The 23,057-nt window shown below is 70.1% G+C and carries 17 protein-coding genes; 11 read left to right on the forward strand and 6 right to left on the reverse strand.

Annotated elements, in window-relative coordinates:
• Positions 1-158 precede the first annotated feature (158 nt).
• Positions 159-1,043: a hypothetical protein gene (locus ABD830_RS21885; protein ID WP_344990208.1), complete on the reverse strand. Its 885-nt coding sequence runs from the start codon at positions 1,041-1,043 to the stop codon at positions 159-161.
• Between the two features lie 144 nt (positions 1,044-1,187).
• On the opposite strand from ABD830_RS21885, the gene ABD830_RS21890 reads away from it, so the two are divergent.
• Both ABD830_RS21890 and ABD830_RS21895 read left to right on the forward strand, forming a co-directional pair.
• Positions 1,188-1,613, forward strand: coding sequence for an aldo/keto reductase (locus ABD830_RS21890; protein WP_344990210.1), 426 nt, complete (start codon positions 1,188-1,190; stop codon positions 1,611-1,613).
• Between the two features lie 94 nt (positions 1,614-1,707).
• Positions 1,708-4,005, forward strand: coding sequence for a hypothetical protein (locus ABD830_RS21895; RefSeq protein ID WP_344990213.1), 2,298 nt, complete (start codon positions 1,708-1,710; stop codon positions 4,003-4,005).
• 58 nt (positions 4,006-4,063) lie between these two features.
• On the opposite strand, the gene ABD830_RS21900 is transcribed toward ABD830_RS21895, so the two are convergent.
• Positions 4,064-4,258: a hypothetical protein gene (locus tag ABD830_RS21900; protein ID WP_344990215.1), complete on the reverse strand. Its 195-nt coding sequence runs from the start codon at positions 4,256-4,258 to the stop codon at positions 4,064-4,066.
• 132 nt (positions 4,259-4,390) lie between these two features.
• On the opposite strand from ABD830_RS21900, the gene ABD830_RS21905 reads away from it, so the two are divergent.
• Positions 4,391-6,679, forward strand: a complete 2,289-nt coding sequence (locus tag ABD830_RS21905; RefSeq protein WP_344990218.1) for a polysaccharide lyase 8 family protein — start codon at positions 4,391-4,393, stop codon at positions 6,677-6,679.
• Positions 6,680-6,694: 15 nt separating this feature from the next.
• On the opposite strand, the gene ABD830_RS21910 is transcribed toward ABD830_RS21905, so the two are convergent.
• Positions 6,695-7,645, reverse strand: a complete 951-nt coding sequence (locus tag ABD830_RS21910) for a quinone oxidoreductase family protein (RefSeq protein ID WP_344990220.1) — start codon at positions 7,643-7,645, stop codon at positions 6,695-6,697.
• A 44-nt stretch (positions 7,646-7,689) separates the two neighbouring features.
• Positions 7,690-8,514: a helix-turn-helix transcriptional regulator gene (locus ABD830_RS21915; RefSeq protein WP_344990223.1), complete on the reverse strand. Its 825-nt coding sequence runs from the start codon at positions 8,512-8,514 to the stop codon at positions 7,690-7,692.
• A 104-nt stretch (positions 8,515-8,618) separates the two neighbouring features.
• Between ABD830_RS21915 and ABD830_RS21920 the strand changes: the two genes are divergently transcribed.
• Positions 8,619-9,563, forward strand: a complete 945-nt coding sequence (locus ABD830_RS21920; protein WP_344990225.1) for an ATP-binding cassette domain-containing protein — start codon at positions 8,619-8,621, stop codon at positions 9,561-9,563.
• Positions 9,560-10,321 carry an ABC transporter permease gene (locus ABD830_RS21925; RefSeq protein WP_344990228.1) on the forward strand — a complete coding sequence of 254 codons (762 nt, stop codon included), beginning with the start codon at positions 9,560-9,562 and terminating at the stop codon, positions 10,319-10,321. The genes ABD830_RS21920 and ABD830_RS21925 overlap by 4 nt, the downstream gene beginning before the upstream one ends.
• On the opposite strand, the gene ABD830_RS21930 is transcribed toward ABD830_RS21925, so the two are convergent.
• On the reverse strand, positions 10,269-13,451 hold the full coding sequence (locus ABD830_RS21930; protein ID WP_344990231.1) for an AfsR/SARP family transcriptional regulator: 3,183 nt from the start codon (positions 13,449-13,451) through the stop codon (positions 10,269-10,271). The two genes, ABD830_RS21925 and ABD830_RS21930, sit on opposite strands and share 53 nt — an antisense overlap.
• A 188-nt stretch (positions 13,452-13,639) precedes the next feature.
• Here ABD830_RS21930 and ABD830_RS21935 point away from each other — a divergent pair, with 188 nt between their 5' ends.
• A complete protein-coding gene (locus ABD830_RS21935) occupies positions 13,640-14,839 on the forward strand; it encodes a cytochrome P450 (RefSeq protein WP_344990234.1) in 1,200 nt (399 codons plus the stop codon).
• A 267-nt stretch (positions 14,840-15,106) separates the two neighbouring features.
• Here the strand turns inward: ABD830_RS21935 and ABD830_RS21940 are convergent, their stop codons facing one another.
• Positions 15,107-15,943, reverse strand: coding sequence for a helix-turn-helix transcriptional regulator (locus tag ABD830_RS21940; RefSeq protein WP_344990236.1), 837 nt, complete (start codon positions 15,941-15,943; stop codon positions 15,107-15,109).
• Positions 15,944-16,056: 113 nt separating this feature from the next.
• Here ABD830_RS21940 and ABD830_RS21945 point away from each other — a divergent pair, with 113 nt between their 5' ends.
• From ABD830_RS21945 to ABD830_RS21965, 5 genes are all read left to right on the forward strand, one after another.
• A complete protein-coding gene (locus ABD830_RS21945) occupies positions 16,057-17,271 on the forward strand; it encodes an MFS transporter (RefSeq protein WP_344990239.1) in 1,215 nt (404 codons plus the stop codon).
• Positions 17,272-17,733: 462 nt separating this feature from the next.
• On the forward strand, positions 17,734-18,525 hold the full coding sequence (locus ABD830_RS21950; RefSeq protein WP_344990241.1) for a hypothetical protein: 792 nt from the start codon (positions 17,734-17,736) through the stop codon (positions 18,523-18,525).
• 128 nt (positions 18,526-18,653) lie between these two features.
• Positions 18,654-20,036: an aminotransferase-like domain-containing protein gene (locus tag ABD830_RS21955; protein ID WP_344990243.1), complete on the forward strand. Its 1,383-nt coding sequence runs from the start codon at positions 18,654-18,656 to the stop codon at positions 20,034-20,036.
• Positions 20,037-20,523: 487 nt separating this feature from the next.
• Positions 20,524-21,852 (forward strand): class II 3-deoxy-7-phosphoheptulonate synthase, encoded by a 1,329-nt coding sequence (locus tag ABD830_RS21960; RefSeq protein ID WP_344990245.1) that lies wholly within the window; start codon positions 20,524-20,526, stop codon positions 21,850-21,852.
• Positions 21,853-21,878: 26 nt separating this feature from the next.
• The gene (locus ABD830_RS21965; protein WP_344992970.1) at positions 21,879-23,051 is read left to right on the forward strand and encodes an NAD(P)/FAD-dependent oxidoreductase; all 1,173 of its coding nucleotides are present in this window, start codon (positions 21,879-21,881) and stop codon (positions 23,049-23,051) included.
• Positions 23,052-23,057 lie beyond the last annotated feature (6 nt).

Raw genomic sequence — 23,057 nt, forward strand, 5'->3', positions numbered from 1 at the left:
GGTTGTCCCGCTGTGATGCTAGCGAGTGGAAGGCGGACGGAAGGGGAAATGGAGACACTGGTATGACCGGGAGAAACGACAAGATCTCGCCCGGTCACCAAGATCAGGCGAGATCCCGTCACGTTCGGTTCAGCCGTCGTGACACGCCGGCCGGTGGGTCACTTCAGGACCCAGAGCCGGTCGTGCAGGCGGACGAAGAAGCGCAGGTCGGTGGCGCTGCCGCCGCGCAGGAAACGGCGTACGCACCCGTCGACCAGCGCCTCGCGCTCGATCCGCCCGGCGTCGGCCAGGTCGCGCAGCGCGCGCAGCCAGGACCGCCGCCCCCGCCCTTCGTCGTCCCGCTCGTCGCGCAGCACCCGGCCCACGCCTTCGGCCTCGAACAGCCGCGGGATCAGGTGCTCCGCCAGCGGATCGACTTGGAGATCGGGCTCGGTGGACGCCCAGGCGACCACGAGCGGCTCGTGGTCGGGAGGCGGGGCTCCGGTGCGGCGCAGCAGCTCCAGCGCCAGCGCGACAGTGCCGTCCTCCAGCTGCCGCCGGGTGCCGCGCAGGCGTCCTGCCACGCGTACGGCGAGGTCGGCCTGCCACTCCGCCGGGCGCGCGGCGATGACCCGCAGCAGCGGCTCCAGAGGAAGGTCCTCACCCCGGCCGGAGAAGTCGCGCCGGAAGATCCAGGCGGCGGCCGCGGCCGCGCCTCCCAGCGCGCCCGCGCCCGCGACCCGCAAGGGCGCGATCCAGTTGTCGCGCATTCTCCAGCCGACCTGGCTGTGGTGGACCTCCGTCGTCCACCACCGGTGAACCGCCTCCTCCATGGACAGGCCGCCGGCCACCTCAGCTGCGACGAACCTCTCGCGGGCTCGTTCCTTCTCCGCCCTCAGGTTGTCGAAGCGTGCGTGCGCGGCCTCCCTGGCCGGGCCGATGTGGTGGGGCAGCCGGTGGGCCACCTCACGACGCTCGGCCGCGTCGAGGCGTAGCACCTCGTCGGCCGTTCGGGACGCGTCACCCGCGCCCACGGCCTCCGCCACGCGCTCCCATCCGTTCACGCGCCCACCCCCGCGATGCCGTCGCACCGGTGCGCGGATGGATGGGGGGCGAGGAGGCAGGCGGCGCCGGGCGCCGACACGGCAGTCGTCATGACGCAGGACAATAGAGATCGTCGCCGACAGAACCCGCCTGCATCCGATCACGTGATCGCCGGCCGGCCCCCATCGACAGGTCGAATCCGGCCGAAGCAAGCAGACGTATACGTCCGAGGCTCGGACACCGACTGGCGACTGCTGGCGGCGGTCGAGAGCGTCGCCGGCAAGCTCGGCGTGACGATGACCCAGGTCGCGCTCAACTGGGTCGCCACGCAGCCCGGCGTCGCCTCGGCGATCGTCGGGGCGAGCAGCGCGGACCAGCTCGGCGCCAACGTGGCGGCCCTCGACCTCGAGCTGCCGGCCGAGCTGCGCGCCGAGCTCGACGAGGCGAGTTCCGTGCCGCCCCCGTCGGTCTACCGGATGTTCACGCCGGAGTATCAGGGCCGGCTGGTCAGTCCGGGCGTCAAGGTCGGGGACAAGCCCGCCGGGTACGCCCCCGCCGTACGGAACTGGGCACCCGAAAGCCGCGGCTGACGGACGTTATGCGGGCGGTATTGATCATCTTCGGGGTGGCTCGCTAGGGTTGGGCGCCTTCGTACACCCTTTCGACTTCCGCTGAGGACGTCCCGTGCGCCGCTACCGTTTCGGCAGGATCGCCGCGCTGCTCGCGACCGGCTATGCACTCGTCGCTGTCGCGTTCGGCGTCATCGCGCTGGCCACCGGCGACCCCGCACTGCTGCGGCAGCTCGTCGTCGGTTACTGGGAACCGGACCTGATGCCCTTCACCTGGTGGCTGGAGATCGTCCTGGTCGTGGGCGGAATTCTGCAGGGCTGGGCGTACTGGCAGGTGCTGCGCGGACGGTTGGCAGGCGAGCCGCCCGCCGGGGGAAGGCGCGTCAGGCTGCTGCGGGCGGCCCTGTATCTCGACGTGGCGTCCGCACTGCTGGTCCAGCTGCCGATCCCGTACCAGTGGTGGCTGGGCCTACCCGGCGAGCTGCTGCACATCGCCGTCGTCTGGCTGTTCTTCCTGGTGCTGGCCGGGGTCCTGCCCCGGTGGCTGCGGATCGTCGCGCTGGTGGCGGGGCTGTTCGACGCCGTCGTCACCGTGGCCGACACCGTGGCCGACGCTCTGGGGCGGTACGACTTCATGGCGCCCTTGTGGCGGCTGCCGCTGGTCGACGCGATCCCTCTGGTGTGGCTGGTGCCGGTCCTGGCCGGGCAGGTCAGGGATCCGCGCTGGAGCCGGGCCACGGTGGTGGCGGGCGCGGTCTCGGCGGCGGTGTCGTTGTCGCTGCCCAGGTCGTCCATGTACGTCTCGATCGGGGGCGGTCTGGACCCCAGGACAGTGGTGCACGCCATCGTGGGCGTGCTGGGCGTCTTCTGGACGGTGTGGGCGGCGCGCTCGGCACACGAACTGGGCGGCCCGCCCCAGGCCGTACCTCCGTCCCCGCTGCCGGCGACGCGGGCGGCGCGGCGGCCGTGGCCGCTCGCCGCGGTGGCGGTGGTGCTCCCGCTGCTCCCCGCGGCGGTCAACCTCGCCGGCGGGATGCCGGTGTGGACCGGCCCCAGAGGCGTGGTCGAGCACCTCTTCAGCGAGTACCTGTCCCAGCCGGTGAAGTTGCTGTGGGTCGGCGTGGACCTGCTCGTCGGGGTCGGCGCGCCCGCCGTGCTGATCCTGGTCGCCGTCGTCCGCAGGACCAGGCGGCTGCTGCGGGTCACGATGGCGGCCCTGGTCATCACCGCGGCGGCAGGCGCCGCCTCCGCGCTCACCGCGAGGCCCGAAAGGGACCTGGACCTGTTCCCCGACATGGTCAAGTCGCGGCTGTCGCTCTACCCGCCGGGGCTGTTCGACACGGACGAGAGCGGCCGCGTCCTGTTCGGCCTCTCGCCGCTGTGGTACAGCGCCGCGCTCGCCGCCTCCGCCTTCGTCCTGTTCCTCCTGTACGCCGCCCCGCCCGCCGCCCGCATGCGCCACCACGTCCTGGTTGCGGCGCTGGCCACGTCCGTGACGCTGTGCTTCCTGCCCGCCGCCGACCATTCGCGCGGCCCGGTCACCACGGCCGCGGACTGCTCACCGCAGGAGTCCTGGCAGCGGCCGCAGGCGGCCGAACCCCAGCCGCGTACGGGCACGCGGGCCTTCATCTGCTCGGTACGCGAGAGCCGCGCACTCGCGTTCGCCGACACCACGCCCGACCAGGTGCTGCTCGCCCACGGACGCCGCCTGTGCGGCGCCTACACCCGCAACGACCCGGCCGAACTCGCCCGCGTCAAAGCCGTGGAGAAGGTGGACGTACGCGGCCTCGAGGGCGTGCTCGCCCCCATCTGCCCGCCCGCCGACGTCGCGGTCCAGGCGGCGCAGGACGAGGATGACCGCGAGTACGAGGAGTGGCAGGCGGAGGAGCAGCGCAAATGCGACGCCACCCCGCGCCACCGCCCCCGGATCCGGCCCGCGAAGGCGATCCGGCTCAAGGAGCCGGAATGGCCCGAGGCGGGATTGGAGCTGTACGAGGAGACGGAGGGCAGCGACCCCGCCGACGACGGCGTGTACGGCGCGGCCCCCGCCGACGGCCTGGTCTCCGTGGGCCCCAGTCACCTGATGGTGGACACGCATTCCGACTTCCACGTCTGCGTCACGCTGGAGACGTACGGGCGCCGCCCGCCGGTGGAGACCAAGGGCTGGGACCACGTGGTCGAGGTCGGCTACGAGAGCCCGGGAGGCCAGATGGTCTTCATGGACGGGCTCAGCGGCACCGAGCTTCCCGACCTGTCGCTGAACGGCCGCAAGGGGCACTACCGCATCCGCGTGCACTTCGCCTGGTTCCCCTGGGAGGGAGAGAAGTACGGCACCCAGCGGCTGCTGATCATGGCGTACCCGGGAGAAGGCGACAAGATCATCACCTATCGCAAGCCCGCCAAGCCTGGCTGAGGAAGCTGACACCACCGGGCCGCCGGGCGGTACGCGCCCGCCCGGCGGCCCCTGGTCCTTACGCCCACTCTTCGTCGGTTATATCGGTGATGTCGTCGTTGTCATCGATGCTGGGGTCTTTGCACGGATTGGATGGCTGGGACTTCATGGAGAACTGCACCATGAGGAGGTTGATGGGCAGTTGCAGGCCTCCACCGCGCACGACGGAGGTCTGGACCTGCATGGCCCAGCCGCCCGAGATGCCCGGGTCCACGGCGGTGGGCTGGCAGTCGAATTTTGGGCAAAATGGCACGCGCCCCCGGCGACGTGCGTGCGGCCGCTCACCATCGCAGAGTCGACATATGATCCTTTGGCTGATGTTTGCCCGATTGTCGGAGTGTCCTCCATGCCCAACCCCCTCAGCCGGCGGTCCGCCCTGCTCGGCGCCGCGGCCGTGGCCGGCCTCGCCCTGTGGGAGAGACCGGCCGAGGCGGCCGGCGCCGCCGCGTTCGACGCCGCGCGTGAGCGGTGGGTGAGCCTGCTGGCCGGCGGGTCGTACGACGCCGCCTACACCGACAAGACGCAGGCGATCGAGGGCTCTGCCAATGCGGTACTGCGCAAGCTGAAGCCCACCCCCGACCGCCCGAGCCTCTGGCCCGACCTGCCGCTCGACGACCCCCGGACGGGCAACTTCAACCGCGCCTACAACCGCATGCGCACACTGGCGCTGGGCTGGGCCACTCCGGGCACCGCCATGCACGGGGACAGGCAGGTCGCCGAGATCGCGGTCAGCGCGCTGGACTTCCTGTACGAGCACGCCTACCACGAGGGGCTCGACCAGCAGGGCAGCAACTGGTACTGGTGGGAGATCGGCGTCCCCCGCTCGCTGACCGACACCTGCGCCCTGCTGTACGACGGCCTGCCCCAGGACCGCCTCGAGCGCTGGCTGCGCCCGTTGAGCCGCTGGTGCCCCGACCCGGAGCGCCGCGTCACCCACCCCGGCGTCATCGAGACCGGCGCCAACCGGGCGGGCAAGGCCATGGCGGTGGCGATGCGCGGCTTGCTCACCCACGACGCGCGCCTCATCAAGCGGGCCAGGAACGCGGTCTCCGACCTGCTGCGGACGACCTCGGGCCCGGGCGACGGCTTCTACCGTGACGGGTCGTTCATCCAGCACGGCGTGTACCCCTACAACGGCAGCTACGGCGTGGACTACCTGGAGAGCGTGGCCAAGCTGATCGCCATGCTCTCCGGGTCACCGTGGGAGATCCCCGGCATCGGGAACGTCTACGACATCGTGGACCGCTCGTTCGTGCCGTTCATCTTCGACGGGCTGATGATGGACTGCGTACGCGGCCGGCAGATCTCGGTGCAAGGCCACCGCGACTACCACTCGGGGCAGAAGGCGGTCGAGGCCATCCTCACCCTGCTGGAGGCGGCGCCCGAGCGCCATGCCCGGCGCTGGAGACCGCTGGTGAAGGGCTGGCTCACCCGCAACCAGGTCACCCCCTTCGACACGCTCGCGCCGCTGGCGAGCATCGCGAGGGCCAAGGCGCTGCTGGAGGACCCGTCGGTGCCGGTCGGCCCGCGAACCACCGGCACGTACGTCTTCGCCGACATGGACCGGATCGTGCACCGCCGTCCCACGTGGGCCTACGCGATCGCGATGAGCTCGGAGCGGATCGGCGCGGCCGAGGCCATGAACCAGGAGAACCTGCGCGGCTGGTACACCGGCGACGGCATGACCTACCTCTACACCGGCGACCTCACTCACTGGAACGACGAGCTCTGGCCCACGATCGACCCGTACCGGCTGCCGGGCACGACGGTCGACACCCGCGGCCGCGCCGACCTCGCGCACGGCGCGCCTCACCTGCCGCGCACCCCGTGGGCGGGCGGCGTGGCACTCGACGGCGAGTACGGCGTGGCCGCCATGAAGCTCATCGCCGACGGCTCCTCGCTGCGCGCCAAGAAAGCGTGGTTCCTGCTCGATGACGCGGTGATCGCCCTCGGCACCGGCATCCAGGCCTCCGACGGCCGCCGCATCGAGACCATCGTGGAGAACCGCAACACCCATGAGACGCATCCGCCGCTGACCCGGGGCGACGGCTGGCTCCATCTGTCGGGTGTGGCCGGCTACGCGCTGCTCGACGGCGTCGAGGCGAAGGTGATCCGCGAGCAGCGCACCGGCCGCTGGCGCGACATCGACAAGGGCGCCACCACCGGAGGCGACGAGACCCCTGTCACCAGGCACTACACGACGATCCTCCTCGACCACGGCGTCGATCCGCGCAAGGCGCGCTACGCCTATGCCGTCCTGCCCGATGCCTCCATCGCGCAGACCGCGGCCTACGGCCGGCGGATCAAGATCCTCGCCAACTCCGGGACGGCGCAGGTCATCGCCCGCGACAACCTGCTCGCCGCCGTCTTCTGGCGCGCGGGGACCGTCGAGACCGGGCACGGGCCGCTCACCGCCGACGGACCGTGCACGCTGCTGGTCCGCCGCGACCACAAGCGGGTACGGCTCGCCGTCTCCGACCCGTCCAGGACCGCCGACGAGGTGAAGATCACGCTGCCCTGGCCGGTGAAATCGGTCAAGGAACGCGACCGCGGCGTGCGCAGGACCAAGAGCGCGGTCAAAGTGGACGTCGGCGGCAGCCGCGGGCACGCCCGCACCGCGGTGGTGCGCGTCTGAACCGCCGGACCTCGCTCAGGAGACCTTGAGCACGAGCTTGCCCGTGGTGGTGCCGGACTCGATGCGCCGGTGCGCCTCGGCCGCCTGATCCAGCGTCAGTTCCTCGACACGCAGTCGCAGGTCGCCTGCCGCCACGGCGGCGACGGCCCGGCGCAGCGCGCGTCCCGCCTCCTCGGGGAAGGCGGCGGAGAAGGCCGCCAGGTTGAAGCCCGACACGGTCTTGTTGGTGAACCACAGCTCGTTGGCCGGGATGCCGACGTCGTCGGCGTCGCTCGCGTTGCCCATGACGATCAGGCGGCCCATCGGATTCAGGGCATCGAGCCCGGTGCGGCGCGCCTCCCCGCCCACCATGTCGACCACGATGTCGAAGCCGGCGGGGTGCTCGTCGCGGAGCACCACCTCCTGGTAGCCGAAGCCCTTGGCGGTTTCGATCTTGGCGGGGCTGCCGACCGTGCCGACCACGCGGCCCGCGCCGAGCAACCTGGCGGCCTGGCCGAGCTGGCTGCCCACACCGCCGGCCGCCGCATGCACCAGAACGCTTTCGCCGGGCGCGATACGGGCCACTCTGTCGAGCACGAGGAAGGCGGTGGTGCTGTTGGACGGGATCGCCGCGGCGACGTCCAGGCCGAGGTCGAGGCCGTCCAGCGGGGCGACCAGGTCGGCGGAGGTGGTGACCACCTCGGCGTAGCCGCCGCTGTCGACGATGGTCAGTGCCGCCACCGGCCGGCCGACGTGCAGGCCGGTCACACCGGGGCCGAGGGCGCGGATGTGGCCGGAGACCTCGATGCCGGGCACGAACGGCAGCGGCACCGGCGCGACGCCCCGCCGGTAGAGGACCTCGGCGAAGTTGGCGCCCGCGTAGGCGACGTCGATGGCGACCTGGCCGGGACCGGGCTCGGGAACCTCCACCTCGGCCGTCCGAAGAACGTCCGCACCACCGAACTCAGGGATCGTGATAGCTCTCATGCCGACGATCCTGCCGCCGACCAGGCACGATACCCAGACTCCAGTTATCGTGGGTGTGCCACCACCAGCTTGGCGAGCCTGGCCTCGGTGTCGGTGCCGGGCCGGGGGTTGTGCAGCACGAGATGCAGACCGGGGTGGTCGTTCAGCGGCATCTTCAGGGCTTCGAAGCAGAGGTCGCCGGCGTCCGGATGGTGGATCGACTTCACCGCGAAGTCGGCGGCGGTGACGTCGTGCCGGGCCCAGATCTCGGCGAACTCGGGACTGGCCGCGGCGAGTTCGCCGGCGATGCGCTCGAACTCCGGGTCGTCGGCGTACTGCGCGGCGTCCGCGCGGAACCTGCTCACCACCTCGGCGGCGTGCTCTGCCCAGTCCAGGCTCATGGCGCGGAAGCGTTCGTTGGTGAAATAGGCGACCAGGCAGTTCTGATCGGTTTCGCCGTACCCGAAAACCGCGCGGGCGGCGTCGTTGACGGCCACGAAGTTCCAGTGCCTGTTCATGATGTAGGCCGGCCGCGGCGACCAGGCGTCGATCACCCGGCGCAGCTCCGCTGTGACCGAGTCCGCCGCCGCGGCGCGTGGCGGTGAGCTCAGGCCGGACAGCAGGTACAGGTGCCGTCGTTCGGCCGCGTCCAGCCGCAGCGCCCGGCTGATCGCGTCGAGCACCTCGCCGGAGACCGTGATGTCGCGGCCCTGTTCGAGCCAGGTGTACCAGGACACCCCGACCCCCGCCAGCACCGCGACCTCCTCGCGGCGCAGACCGGGGGTGCGCCGCCGGCCCGCCTCCGGCAGCCCCACGTCGCCGGGGGTGAGCCGGGCGCGCCGCGATCGCAGGAAGTCGCGGAGCTCCGCATGACGGTAGTCATTTGCCACAAACGCCAGGATATGGGCCGGTCGGGACTGATGGGGTGCCGTGTCAGCGGCCGTGTCAGCCCGGCATCGGCCCGGTATCAGGGCGGTCGGCGATCGTGGACGCCATGAACGGTTCAGCCATTGCGGCCTCGGGGCTGCGGAAGGCGTACAAAGACAAGACCGTGCTCGACGGCATCGACCTGGACGTCCGAACCGGCACGATCTTCGCCCTGCTCGGCCCCAACGGCGCCGGGAAGACCACGACGGTGAACGTGCTGACCACGCTGCTGACGCCCGACGCCGGCAAGGTCGTCGTCGCCGGGCACGACGTGGTCACGGAGACCAAGGCGGTGCGTGCGGCGATCGGAGTCACCGGGCAGTTCGCCTCGGTGGACGACCTGCTCACCGGCGAGGAGAACCTGCTGCTGATGGCGGATCTCCTGCACCTGCCCAAGGCAGAGGGCAGGCGCATCGCCCGCCGGCTGCTCGACCAGTTCGATCTGGCAGAAGCGGCGGGCAAACAGGCGGCGTCCTACTCCGGCGGCATGCGCCGCAAGCTGGACCTCGCCATGACGCTGGTCGGCAACCCGCAGATCATTTTCCTGGACGAGCCCACGACGGGACTCGATCCGCGCAGCCGCCGCACCATGTGGGAGATCATCCGGGAACTGGTCGCCGACGGCACGACCATCTTCCTCACCACCCAGTACCTCGAGGAGGCCGATCAGCTCGCCGACCGTATCGCCGTGCTCGATCAGGGCCGGCTGGTCGCCGAGGGCACCGCCGACGAGCTCAAGCGCCGGGTTCCCGGCAGCCATGTCCGGCTGCGGTTCACCGATCCGTACGCACTCGACGTCGCGGCACGGGTGCTGCACGAGTCCACCAGGAACGACGAAGAGCTGACCTTGCGGGTACCCGGCGACGGCGGGGTGCGGTCGCTACGCGCGCTGCTCGATCGGCTCGACGCGCATTCCATCGAAGCCGAGGAGCTGTCGGTGCACACACCGGACCTGGATGACGTCTTTCTCGCCCTTACCGGCCACGCGCACAAGGAGATCAACGCACGATGAACGCCATTTCAGCTTCCCTGGCGGATTCCGCGACCATGCTGCGGCGCAACTTCCGGCACACGATGCGAAATCCGCTGGCCCTGTTCAACGGCATCATCATGCCGCTCGTCCTGATGTTCATGATGGTCTACATCCTCGGCGACGCGTTCGACGTCGGCGTCAACTACGCCGATTACGCGACGCCAGGGTTGATCATCACGACCATCTGCTACGGGATCAGCCCCACCGCGATCGCGGTGAACTCCGACATGACGACCGGATTCATCAACCGGCTCCGCGTCATGCAGGTGTCCCGGGGCGCGGTGCTGAACGCGCACGTGATCGCGACCGTGCTACGGAGCCTGGTGGCCATCGCGCTCATCATCGGGGTCTCGTTCCTGATGGGATTCCGGCCGTCGGCGAGTTTCACGCAGTGGCTCGGCGTGATCGGCATCGTCGCGCTGGCGGTGCTGGCGATCGGCTGGCTGACCATCGCGTTCGGCCTCGCGGCGAAGTCGGCGGAGGGCGCGGGCCTCGTCGGTGTCCCGCTGATGCTCCTGCCCTTCCTGAGCAGCGCGTTCGTGCCGGCCGACAAGATGGGGGCGGGTGCGCGGCAGTTCGCCGAGTATCAGCCGTTCACCTCGATCATCGAGACCGTGCGCGGGCTGCTGGCCGGCGCGCCGTCGACGAGCTCGACCATCACGGCGATCGCCTGGTGCGTGGGGATCATGTTGATCGGGTACCTGTGGGCGCGCTCGACGTTCGCCAAGCGAGGGTGACCTCGGCCAGCTCACGCCAATCCTGCTGCCGGCCGTCACGGGTCGCCTCGGTGAAACCGCGTTCACCGAGGCGACTTCGCGTGTCCGCGGCGATCCTGGAAGCGTCCGGCTGCGAACGGTCCGGTGTGCCGCGCACGGCGTCGCTCGCCGCGAGCAGTCGCACGGCCTGCTCGTCCTGTCCCTGGCGGAGCGCGAGCTCCGCGATCCCGATCAACACCTCGGCGATCAACGGCGGATACGTCGTCTCCACAGCCGCGCGGAACGCCTCGCTCCGATGCGCGCGGGCCTGCTCGAGATCCTCGGTGAGGTATCCGTACAGGTCCATGGCCTTGGCGCGGGCCAGGTCGCTCAGCTCCCCGTTGTCCAGCATCTCCCGCACCGTGGCCAGGAGTCGGTGTGCCTCGTCCGGCTCGCCGCGCCGGCGCGCCACCTGCGCCTTCGAAAGCTCCAGATCGGCAAGGGTGTCCGGCCACGCGATGCCGTCCGCGTACCGCTGCGCCTCTGCCATGGCGGACGTGCTGGACCGCTCATCGCCGAGCAGGCAGTACAGCTGGGCCTGGCGCGCCCGCAGGCTGACCACGTCCTCGGTCGAGCCCAGCTCGGTCAGCGCCGCGACCGCCTCCTCGTAGTGCTCGCACGCGCGTGCGAACTCCCCGCGCATGGCGAGCCGATCGGCCAGGAAGGTCAGCGCGAACGAGATCCCCATCCGGTCACCCAGCGTGCGGAACTCGGCAAGGGCGATCTCGGCGTCGACGTCCACGTCGGTCTCGTCGCCCCCGAGCGTGAGCCGGAATCGGCCACGAGCGAGCCTGGCCTGCGCGCGTACCCAGGGATCGTCGTCGGCGAAGAGCGGCTCGAACGTGGCCAGGAAATCCGTCGGCTCGCTCAGCATCCGCTCCCACAGCTCGACGAACCTGAGATTGGGGTGGTGGCGATACCCGTTGCGCTGGACGAGCCGGTGCGCCTCGTGGATCCACTCCTGCGCCTGATACTGATCGCGGCCGGGCCCGGAGGTCATGAACACCGTCACGGTGGCGCAGGCCATCGCCCGCACCTCGTCGGTCACCTCACCCTGTAGGGAGGCCGCCGCGACGCTCAACTCGGTGCCCTCGGTCCGGTTCCCGCTGAGGTACCAGTACCAGCCCACGGCCGCGACCAGCCGCATCGCCTCCTGGGCCCACCCCTCGGCGATCGCCCCGTGCAGGGCCGCGCTGATGTTGTCGTGCTCGGCCTCGAGCGTGGCCAGCCATTCCAGCTGCTCGGCCCGGCGCAGGTGCGGCTCGGCCGTCTCGGCCAGCTCGGTGAAGTAGGCGAGGTGTGCCCGGCGTGCCGGCTCGCTCTCCCCGGCCTCGGCGAGCCGGTGCGCCGCGTACTCCCTGATGGTGTTGAGCATCCGGTAGCGCGGGGTGCCCTCGCCGTCGGCGAGCAGCAGCGACTTCTCGATCAACGCGGTCAGCACGTCGAGCACCAGTTCCTCGGCGAACATCTCGCCGCCGCACACCCGCTCGGCCGCATCCAGGCTCGCCCCGCCGGAGAACACCGAGAGCCGCCGCAGCACGCCGCGTTCGGCCTCGGACAGGAGATCCCAGCTCCAGTCCACGACCGCGCGCAGCGTCTTGTGCCTGGAAAGCGCCGTACGGCTACCGCTGGTCAACAGCCGGAACCGGTCGTCGAGCCGGCGTGCGAGCTGATCGATGGACATGGTGCGCAGCCGTGCCGCGGCCAGTTCGATCGCCAGCGGCATCCCGTCCAGCGCCCGGCAGATCCGCGCCATGGCCGACAAGGTCTGCGCGTCGGAGCCGATGTCCTTGCGCACCAGACTCGCGCGGTCCCGCAGCAGTCGCACCGCGGGCGAGGCCCCGACCTCTGCGGGGTCCGCTCCCTGCGCGGGCAGCGCGAGTGGCTCGACCTGCCACAGCACCTCTCCGGTGATGCCGAGCGGTTCCCGGCTCGTGGCCAGGACCCGCAGCCTCCGGCACTCCCCCAGCAGCCGATCCGCGAAAGCAGCGGCCTCCTCGATCATGTGCTCGCAGTTGTCCAGGACCAGCAGCATCGCGCGCTCCCGGACCGCGGTGATGAGCCGGTCCATCGGCTCCCCGGCCCGCGCGTCACCGAGCACTGCCTGGTCACGCAGGCCGATCGCGGCAAGGGCGGCCTGCGCCAGCTCACCGCCTGCCCGCACCGAGGCCAGTTCGACCAGCCACGCCCCGTCCGGCAGCTCGGCGAGCATCGTCCGCGCGGTCTCCGTGGCCAGTCTCGTCTTGCCGGCGCCGCCCGCCCCCGTCAAGGTGACCAGCCGGTGCCCGATGGACAGAACGGCGACCGCGGCGATGTCATCGTCCTTGCCGACGAAACTCGTCAGCTCGGAGCGCAGGTTCGTCCTGCGGTTCTCCGCGCGCTCGCCCAGCTCGCCCCGGAGCAACGCGGTGTGCAGGGCGGAGAGCTCGGCCGACGGATCCACGCCCAGCTCCTCAGCGAGCCGCTCGCGCGTCCGCTGGTACACGGTCAACGCCTCGTTCCCGCGCCCCGCCTCGGCGAGCGCCCGCATCAACGCCGCCACGAACCCCTCACGCAGCGGGTACGTGGCCACCAGCTCGGTCAGCTCGGAGACCAGCTCCGAGCCACGGCCGAGGCGGATGTCCGCGTCCACCCGGTCCCCGAGCGCGGCGACGTGCAGTTCGTCCAGACGCGCGACCGCGGCGTCGAACGCCTCGCTGTCGCGCAGTGCGATGTCCGCCATGGCCGTGCCGCGCCACAATGCCAAGGCCGAGCGCAGCAGATCCGCCCGCGCCTCTGGCTCGGCGGCACGGGCCTGACCGACCAGGTGCTCGAACCGGTACGCGTCCACGGCATCAGGAGCCACGGCCAGCCGGTACCCGCCGGAATGCGCCTCCACCACACCGTCCGGCAGCGCCCTGCGCAGCCTGGACACCAACGCCTGCAAGGCATTGACTTCGTCCGCGGGCGGCTGTTCCCCCCAGATCCAGTCCACCAGCCTCGCACGCGTGACGATCCGGCCGGGTTCGAGGGCGAGTGCGGCGAGCAGTGCGCGCAGCCGAATCCCAGGAACCTCCACCACGGCACCGTCACGGTTATGGACCTCGAACGGTCCCAGCAATCCGACTCGCACACGGGTAATTGTGCCGAACCGTGACGACTGACCGCGACCGCGCGCAATCCGCGGACACCCTGCGATCAGGTCGGCCGGTGTCGTGTCAGCGTCCGTGTCAGCACGGTGTCGGCCCGATATCAGGGCGGTCGGCGATGGTGAACGACACCGGCGAGAAAAATCTGCTGCCAGAGCCTTGAGGAATAGCCATGGAACACACCGTCACCGCACTGCCCACCACGCGTCAGCCCGGCTGCCCCTTCGACCCGCCCAAGGAGCTGATCGAGGCCCGCGAGCACAGCCCGATCAGCCACTTCCCCTTCCCCGACGGACACCAGGGCTGGCTGATCACCGGATACGACCTGGTCCGGTCGGTCCTGGCCGACCCTCGGTTCAGCTCCCGCAAGGAGCTCATGCGCCACCACCCGCTGATCGACCTCGGCGACATCGAGGTCCCCCCGGCACCGCCCGGCGAATTCCTGCTGATGGACGACCCGCAGCACAGCCGCTACCGCAAGCCGCTGGTGGGCAAGTTCACCGTCCGCCGGATGCGGCTGCTCACCGAGCGCGTCGAGCAGGTCACCGCCGAGCATCTGGACGCGATGGAGAAGGCCGGCCCGTCGGTGGACCTGGTGACCGCGTTCGCCAAGCCCATCCCCTCCGTCATCATCTGCGAGCTGCTGGGCGTGCCGTACGAGGACCGGGGGTCCTTCCAGGAGAACATCGACAAGTTCCTCGGCGGGGAGGTCAGCGACGAGGAGCTGATCGCGGCCTACACCGCGGTCCAGCAGTACCTCGCCGAGCTGGTGGCCGCCAAGCGCGCCAACCCCACCGACGACGTGCTCAGCGACCTGCTCGACAGCGACCTGACCGACGAGGAGCTGCGGGGCATGGCCCTGATCCTGCTGTCGGCCGGGTTCGACACCACCGCGAACATGCTGGCCCTGGGCACCTTCGCCCTGCTGCAGAACCCGGAGCAGCTGGCCGCGCTGCGCGCCGAGCCCGAGCTCACCGACGGGGCCGTGGAGGAGCTGCTGCGCTATCTGACCGTCGCCAAGACGTTCTTCAGGACGGCGCTGGAGGACGTCGAGCTGGGCGGCCAGACCATCAAGGCCGGCACGGCGGTCATCCTGTCCTACAACACCGCCAACCGCGACCCCGAGCGCTTCACCGACCCCCACGTGCTCGACCTGCGCAGGCAGGAGGGCGGCCACCTGGCCTTCAGCCACGGCATCCACCAGTGCCTGGGACAGCAGCTGGCCCGCGTCGAGCTGCGGGTCGCGCTCCCCGCGCTGATCAACCGCTTCCCCACGCTGCGCCTGGCCGTACCGGCTGAAGAGGTCGGCCTGCGCCCGGAGACCGCGGACATCTACGGGGTCAAGAACCTCCCGGTCACCTGGGACGTATGACCCCGACCTGCGCCACTCCGGGTCCTGACCACCCCGGCCGCCACGGCGTGGACGGCGCCGCTTGCCGTCAGCCGGTTCGATGATGCCATCGTGCGGACGGCGCATCCCCCATGACGTCACGGCCGCGACCCCGGCCCAGCGCCGGGCGGCTGAGGTGCTGCTCGGCCGGTGCGCGGGAGCCGGGGCCCACCGTGGCGAAGGAGGCGGGGCCGGCGCCGGAGGCTCCGATGAAGCATGTCTGCGGGAGAGCGCCAATCTCGCGGCGTGTCACGAGATGGATCGGAGCCGGCCGTGGGACTGGCGCCGGAGCTGGTGGATGGCCTCGGCCGTCTGGTCGTCGGCCGGGAGAAAGACGACGAGTTGTTGGGCCTCCGCAGGCAGTTCGAGCGTCTCACGAAGCAGTCGAAGCTGCTGCCCGGCCGGGTGGTTGAGCCGGAGAACGCCACGCCGCGGCAGCACATGACGCTTCAGGCGGCGGGTGAACTCGGACCCGGCGATGGGCGTGAGCTCCGCGGTGAGCCACTCGAGATTCTCGAGGGACGGCGCCTGCCACAGGTCGAAGGTCTGCTCGTCCGCGATGTCGTCCCAGTCGACGAAGAACGCCCGGGCGCGGGGATCGGTGAACAGGTAGCGGTTGAGGTTGGGATGGGTGGCGTCGAGCAGCCCGGTGCCGCTGGTGACCACCTGGTAGCTGCTGGTATGGGCCAGGATGTCGCCCAACCGGTTGGTCACGATGGCGATGCCGGGTTCGAGGAGGCGGAGTGTCTGCAGGACAGACGGTCGCACGCGTCGGGACGGCGGCACGGGACGGATGTGGACGGAGCATTCGTCGCTGGTGATCTTCGCAAGGTAGCGCAGGTGGTTGCGCTCGGAAGGGCTGAGGCGGAGCGCGTCGGCGAGGGCGTTGATGACCGCCGGCGATGGATTGCGGTCGCGGCCCTGCTCGATGCGGGTCAGGTATTCGACGCTGATGCCGGCCCACGTGGCGAGGTCCAGTCGGCGCAGACCCGGTGAGCGGCGGCGGCCGCGGTCCGGCAGTCCACGGGATTCCGGCTGGATGCTGTCGCGCTTGGCCCGGATGAAATTCCCCAGTGGCGTCCCCACGTCGACAGGCTACCGGGTCGCCCATTGATCGCGCGGTGCGGAGCGTGGCCCTCTCGGGGCTAGCCTGAGCACGGCCTGGCTGTCGGTCACGGTGCGGCTTGATCGTGGTGTGCATGGAGAGTACGTCGACACGGCGTTCCGGTCAGGCGTTGCTGATATGGGGGCTGCTGGTGGTGGCAGCCAACCTGCGGGCGAGTTTGACCGGCGTCGGCCCGTTGTTGGATCAAGTGCAGGCTGATCTGGGTCTGGCCCCGGCTGTGGCGGGCCTGCTGAACACATTGCCGCTGCTGACGTTCGTGGTGCTGTCACCATTGGTGCCCCAACTGGCCGCGCGGTGGGGGGCTGAGCAGCTCCTTGGGGGTGCGCTCGTGGTGCTGACGCTCGGGATCGCGCTCCGGTGGGTGCCGACGGCGGTCGGTCTGTTCGGGGGAACCGTGCTGATCGGAGCGGGCATCGCCGTGGGCAACGTGCTGCTGCCGAGCCTCATCAAGCGCGATTTCCCCACCAAGGTGGGACTGTTGACCAGCGCCTATGCCACGGTGATGGGCGGTGTCGCCGCAGTGGCGTCCGGGGTGGCGGTGCCGATCAGTGAGGTCGCCCCCGGCGGCTGGTATACCGCGTTGGGTTGCTGGGTCTTGTTCGCGCTGGTGGCTGTCCTGCTGTGGCTTCCTCAGATGCGGGCTCCGCGGCGTGCCGCGCAGGCGATTCGCCGGCACCGGTTGCCGTGGGGTTCCGGGCTGGCGTGGGCGGTCACGGCGTTCATGGGCTTGCAGTCGCTGGGCTTCTATGTCGTCGTGACGTGGTTGCCTCAGGTCTTCCAGGACAACGGCATGAGTGCGGCCAGTGCGGGATGGCTGCTGTTCCTGTTCCAGGCGGTCGCGGTGCTGACCAGCCTGGCGGTGCCCGGTGCGATGCGGTGGGCACAGAACCAGCGCGCGCTGGCGACGATCTGCTCGGCAGTCATGCTCCTCGGCTACCTCGGGCTTTTCGTGGCGCCGGGATTGGCGTTGCTGTGGAGTATCGTCCTCGGATTGGGCGGCGGAGCCTGCCTCGTGCTCGCGCTGGCTTTCATGAGCCTGCGCGCCCAGGACGCGAGCATGGCGGGCGCGTTGTCGGCGATGGCGCAGTCGATCGGGTACCTGCTGGCCGCTGTGGGGCCGGTGGTCTTCGGGCTGCTGCACACGATGAGTTCCGGCTGGCAGGCACCGATCATGTTGATGTGCGTGGCCGCGGCCGGCCAGACGATCGTCGCGCTGGTGGCCGGCGGAGGCACGGTGCGCTCGGCCGCCGACCAGGCGCCTGATCGCGTCCCATCGCCCGGGTACTGATCCGTCCGGGCAGGAAACTGAGCGCGCCATGAAATCGGGGACACGGCGTTGTCAGACAAGCATGCTCATCAGGGTTGTCGACGGAGTTCCTACAGGCCCGCGGCCGCGAATGGCCGAGTCGAACCCGGAGACCCTGCGGCGTTCGGGCCGAGTCGCGTAGGCCCGGCTGGTCCTGCGTCCCCACCAGCCTGCCGAGGCCGCCGGCGCCGGGATCATCGGGGTGAGCGCACGGGATCCGGCCAGGTCGCGCATCGATCGGCACACCTGTTCCGGACCGGCCGTCCGAATACCGGGCGATGTGGTCACCCTCGCCGGATATGGCGTACGGCGTCCGGCCGAGGTCAGGGCGTAGGCCATGGCCGGCGCGGACACGGTTCCTCGTCGGATCGGTGCCTGTCACCGACGTTCGGCTCGCCGGTGCGGTGGCCGCGACGCTGGAGCAGGGCGGCGGGAGAACCTGACGTGACCGGGCGCGAAGGCCACCGGAGGGTGGTGGCCGACGCGTTCGGGAGCAAGCCGCCGGACCACACCGGCCACTTCGCACGATGGGGCGGGCCGGCCGTGCCCGAGGCCGCGCCGGCCGCGCTTTCCGAGCTGACGACCGCCGTCGCGGACGAGGCCATAGGCGGGATGACGCTCGTGCGTCGCCTGAGCTGCTCCCCCGGCAAGTCCACCGGCCTGACGACGGTGGCCGCGTTCGCCGACGATCTCGTCGATGGCGTCTGTACGCCCGGTCGGCGGTATCAGGCTCTCGGCCGGTTCGGCAGTCACCATGACCCGCAGGCCGAGGATCACCGCGGCGGACAGCAGGACGGCGTCACGAACCGTGCCGCGTGTGCCCGCGACGATCCCCAGTACGATCTTCGCGTAGTGTGGCGGCCCGTCACCGCGCGAAGAATCCGGCACCGCCGGCAGGATGCCGAGGTCACGCGGACCGCGGGCCGGAACCCCGGCGACGACCGGAGCCGTTCGTACGACTACGCCGGCGGCCGCGCCAAGAGCCGCGGGATTCATCAGCGGCCCGAGCACATCGACGACCGTCGGGCACACCAAGGAGCTCCCGTGCCGCGGGAGGGTGGCGCATCGCCGGCCGCGCCACGCATGGCCGCGCCCATGGACCACTCCGTGTTCTCTCACTGTTCTCTCACTGTTCTTTCGCTGCTCTTTCGCTGTTGTCCCGCGTCCGGCGTTTCAGCCGGCAATGGCGTCGGCCGAGTCGATTTCACGCCCCGTGGGCGGGCCAATCCGCACTGAAAGGAAAGCCACCGCCGACCCGGGATGGTCAGCGCTCAAGAAGCCAACACCCAGGAAAGTCGGCACGGAGGGAAATCAGGCTACGAGGGGAAATACGCGCTGAACGAAAGTCAGCGCCGGGGGGAAGAATGTTACCGATCACCATCGACCGGAAGTCGCGGCTGCCCATGACCGCGCAGATCCAGTCAGCCATCCGCGGACGGATACAGGACGGCACCCTGCATCCAGGTGTCCGGTTGCCGTCGAGCCGCGATCTCGCCGAAGACCTTGGAGTCTCCCGCAGCGTCGTGGTCCAGGCCTATGGACAGCTGATCGCCGAGGGCTATCTCCGGGCCACTCAGGGGTCGAGCACCAGGGTGGCGACACATCTGCCTCATCTCGACCGAGCCACGGTCGAGCCGATCAGAAGCACGGAAGCCCGTTTCGACCTGCGGGTCGACGCGACGAGCACGGTGCTGTTCCCCTCACGTGAATGGCTGCAGGCCTACGAGCACGTGGGGCGATCGATCGGTGAACCCGGTCCGCGGCGGCACCCTCTCGGCGTTCCGGAACTCCGAGCCGAACTCGCCGCATACCTGGGCCGTTCGCGGGGAGTCCTGGCGACCGCCGCGGAGGTCGCCGTCACCGCGGACTTCGACCACACCGTCGGCGTGGTGTGCCACGTCCTGCGCGAGCTCGGGGGCGACCACATCGCCGTGGAGGACCCCGGCGCACCCTGGCAGGCCAGGTTCGCCAAGCACGCCGGCCTGGCGGTGACCGGTGTGCCCGTGGACGGCGAGGGGATTGACGTCAACGCGCTTGCGCGGTCCGGAGCGCGCGCTGTGCTGGTCACCCCGGTGTCGCAGGTGCCGACGGGGGTCGTACTGTCACCGAGCCGACGGGAGGCGCTGCTGCGCTGGGCCGCCGACGTGGACGGCTGGGTGATCGAGTACGACCGGGACGGGCATCTGTGGTTCGACGCCGGCAGTGGTCCGCTCGCCCTGCAACGGCATCATCCGGAACGGGTGATCTACGTCGGGGCGACCGGGGCCCTGCTCGGTTCGTGTATACGGCTCGGCTGGGCGGTGGCGCCGGCCTCGGTGGTGGACCGGCTCGGTCTGATGCAGTTGGGCGCCCCGGACCCGCTCACCCAGCTGACATTCGCCCACTTCGTCGCGTCAGGCGTGCTGGATCAGCACGTTCGACATGTCCGGAGCGTCTTCCGGGCACGGCGCTCCGCGCTGCGGGACGCCGTCGAGCAACACCTGCCGGGCGCCAGGATGACCGGCGTGCCTGCTGGTACCCACGCGTACATCCAGTGGCCCAGCGGAGTCGACGACGTCCGGCTGGCCGCTCTCGCGCGGGCCAGGTCGGTTCTCGTGCATCCCGGCAGGCACTTCCAGCTCAGCCGCCGGCCGTCCGCCCCCGGGGTGGTGGTCGGCTACGGTGCGGTGCGCAGCGGCCAGCTCCCGGAGGCCGTCGGTGTGCTCGCCGCCGCGATGCGCCAGGTCACCGGGCTGCTCGCGTCGTGACGCCGGCCAGGAAGTTCGCCACCATCGCCATGCCGTCATGGTGACTCGACCTCGACCTGGATCTCGACCTGGATCTCGACCTCGATCTCGACCTCGACCTCGATGTCGTCGGTGATCTTCATCGCGCGGCTTCGGCGTCCCCGTCATGGTCCAGGCGGGGAACGTCGCACACAGGACATCCCCGACGTCCCGATCGGCGACCTTGTCCGCGCCCATCGGGTCGTAGCACGTGGTGCCCGCGATCGGCCGCATGGTGATGTGGCCTTCGTCAGCCCGGAGCAACAACCCGGGGCTCACGCCGACGAGCGTCGCCCCGGGAAGACCCCTCTGCGCCGAGCCGCCATTAGGGAGATCACACAACTCTTTCTGTCAAGTGCAAAGATAATTAAACCCGTCCATAATTACCCATACCATTCGATGCCCGTCTGACCGGACCACTCGGTGCATTCATTGCACGCCAGTGAGAGATTGTGATGATCTGCCATCCGTGACGAATTCCGAATTACTCGTCTCTTGGCGTGACATGCCCGCGACGCACCAGCCGGACTGGCCGGACCGTGCGGCTCTGGGGGACGTGCTGACCAGGCTGTCCGCCGCGCCCGGTCTGGTCACGCCGAGCGCATGCGAAAGCCTGCGCTCCCGGCTGGCGGCGGTGGCCAACGGCGAGGCGTTCGCGCTGCAGGGCGGCGACTGCGCGGAGACGTTCGACGGCGTGACCCCGGACGCGATCCGCAACAAGACCAAGACCTTGCTGCAGATGGCCGTCATCTTCACCTATGCGGCGGCGAGGCCGGTTGTGAAGATCGGCCGGATGGCGGGGCAGTACGCCAAACCGCGCTCGAGCCCCGTCGAGACCCGGGACGGCGTGACGCTCCCGGTGTATCTGGGCGACGCGGTGAACGGCTTCGACTTCGATCCTGCGGCCCGCGTGCCGGACCCGGCTCGGCTGTGGCGGATGTACGAAGCCTCGCGGTTCACACTGGATATCGTGGCCGGCCACGCGCGCGACGGGTACGCGGGCCTGGATCAGTTGCACCGGTGGAACCGGGACTTCGTGGCGAACTCTCCGGCAGGCGCCCGTTACGAGGAGCTGGCCTACGAGATCGACCACGCACTGCGGTTCATGGGCGCCTGCGGGGTCCAACTCGACGAGCTGCGTTCGGTCGAGATCTTCGCCAGTCACGAGGGGCTGCTGCTGGACTACGAGAACGCGCTCACCCGCATCGACCCTGACAGCGGGCTGACGTACGCCACCAGCGGCCACATGCTCTGGATCGGCGAGCGCACACGCGCGTTGGACGGCGCGCACGTCGCCTACTGCCGGAGCATCGCGAACCCCATCGGGGTCAAGCTCGGCCCGACGACAACGCCGGCCGAGGTCCGCTCCTATGTGGACATCCTCGATCCGGACCGGCAGCCGGGGCGGTTGACCTTCATCACCAGAATGGGCGCGCGGCAGATCCGCGACCGACTGCCCGGTCTGATCCGCGCCGCCCAGGAGACCGGCGGGAAGCCGACCTGGATCAGCGATCCCATGCACGGCAACACCTTCCTCGCGCCGAGTGGCCACAAAACCCGGCGCCTCGCCGACATCCTCGACGAGGTGCGCGGATTCTTCGACGTCCATCGCGCGCTCGGCACCCACCCTGGCGGCATCCACGTCGAGTTCACCGGCGAGGACGTGACCGAGTGCATCGGTGGCGGCGCCGAGATCCTGGCCGACGACCTGCACCACCGCTACGAGTCCGCGTGCGACCCGAGGCTCAACCGCAGCCAGTCTCTCGACCTGGCCTTCGACATCGCCGAGCTCCTGTGACCGTGAGCCGGTTCGGACCGGATTCGATGCTGCGATCATGCTCCGCCGCAAGAGATGGAGGGACAGTGAAAACCGTAGGGGTCGTGGGGACCGGCGTCATCGGAGCCTGTGTGGCTTTCTTCCTCGCGCAGCGCGGGGTGCACGTTCATTGCGTGGAGCGCGGACAACCAGGGGGTTTGACCACTGATGTCAGCTTTGCCCGATTGAGCGCCTTCCAGCAACCGACATATCCGCGGTTCGAACTGAGTCACACCGGGATGATCGAACACGTACATTTCGCCAAGCAGTTCACTTCCGCTCCCTGGTGGCATCCCACCGGAAGTCTGGCGTGGAGCGATGCCGCCGGCGTGGGCGGCGGCGGCACCAGCGAGTCGTTCGTGGAGGTTGTCGATCGGCTCAGCGCTTGGGGTTACCGTACGATCTGGCGCGACGCGGCCCAGGTGACCCGGGACTGGGAGCCGGGCATCGCGTTCCCGGAGGCTCAAGCACCAGTTGTGCGCTTCCCTGACGAGGGTTGGATCGACGGGCCGAAACTGGTCTCCGCAGTGATCGAGACCGCGAAGCAGTCCGGCTCTCTGACGTTGTGGAACAGCGCGGTCGAAGAGATCGAGGTCCACGGCGACCGAGTCGTGGCGCTCCGGTTGGACAGCCAGGACCGCATCGAGGTCGATGCCGTCGTCAATGCCGCCGGTCCGGAGGCCGTCACGGTGGCCGCGGCGCTCGGAGCTCCTATGCCCGGGGCAGTCGCGACGCGCAGCAGCCTCGTGATCGATCTCGCGACCGACGGCGATCCGGTGAAGCATGTCCTGCGCGGGGCAGAGGCGCACGTCAGGTCGGCGGGGCCGGGCCGCGTGCGGGTGCGATCCGATCAGGTCGATGCCTGTCTTCCGGCCGGAATCCGGTCCGAGCCCGGCGACGAGATCGTCAAGGACCTGTTGGAGCGGGCGTACCGTACGGTTCCGGCGTTGGCGTCGTCCACCGTCGAGCGGACCCGCATCGGCACCGCGGTGTTCCCGGCGGACGGCTTCCCCAGCGTCGGCGCATTGTCCGGCGTCTGCGGCTACTACGAGGCGTTCGCCAACAGTGGCATCACTCTTGCTCCATTCATCGGACGAACCCTGGCAACGCAGATCGTCACAGGGGAGATCCACCCCCTGTTGGCGCGGTGCTCGCCCGGCCGTCTGCGGGTGGCGTCGTAAGGCTTC

The organism is Nonomuraea helvata (assembly GCF_039535785.1).
Taxonomy (GTDB): domain Bacteria; phylum Actinomycetota; class Actinomycetes; order Streptosporangiales; family Streptosporangiaceae; genus Nonomuraea; species Nonomuraea helvata.

Bases quoted from the DNA above. Each gene is read 5' to 3' on its own strand.
- ABD830_RS21905 (WP_344990218.1), top strand. From the start codon at position 4,391: ATGCCCAACCCCCTCAGCCGGCGGTCCGCCCTGCTCGGCGCCGCGGCC.
- ABD830_RS21910 (WP_344990220.1), bottom strand. From the start codon at position 7,645: ATGAGAGCTATCACGATCCCTGAGTTCGGTGGTGCGGACGTTCTTCGG.
- ABD830_RS21920 (WP_344990225.1), top strand. From the start codon at position 8,619: ATGAACGGTTCAGCCATTGCGGCCTCGGGGCTGCGGAAGGCGTACAAA.
- ABD830_RS21925 (WP_344990228.1), top strand. From the start codon at position 9,560: ATGAACGCCATTTCAGCTTCCCTGGCGGATTCCGCGACCATGCTGCGG.
- ABD830_RS21935 (WP_344990234.1), top strand. From the start codon at position 13,640: ATGGAACACACCGTCACCGCACTGCCCACCACGCGTCAGCCCGGCTGC.
- ABD830_RS21945 (WP_344990239.1), top strand. From the start codon at position 16,057: ATGGAGAGTACGTCGACACGGCGTTCCGGTCAGGCGTTGCTGATATGG.
- ABD830_RS21955 (WP_344990243.1), top strand. From the start codon at position 18,654: ATGTTACCGATCACCATCGACCGGAAGTCGCGGCTGCCCATGACCGCG.
- ABD830_RS21965 (WP_344992970.1), top strand. From the start codon at position 21,879: ATGCTGCGATCATGCTCCGCCGCAAGAGATGGAGGGACAGTGAAAACC.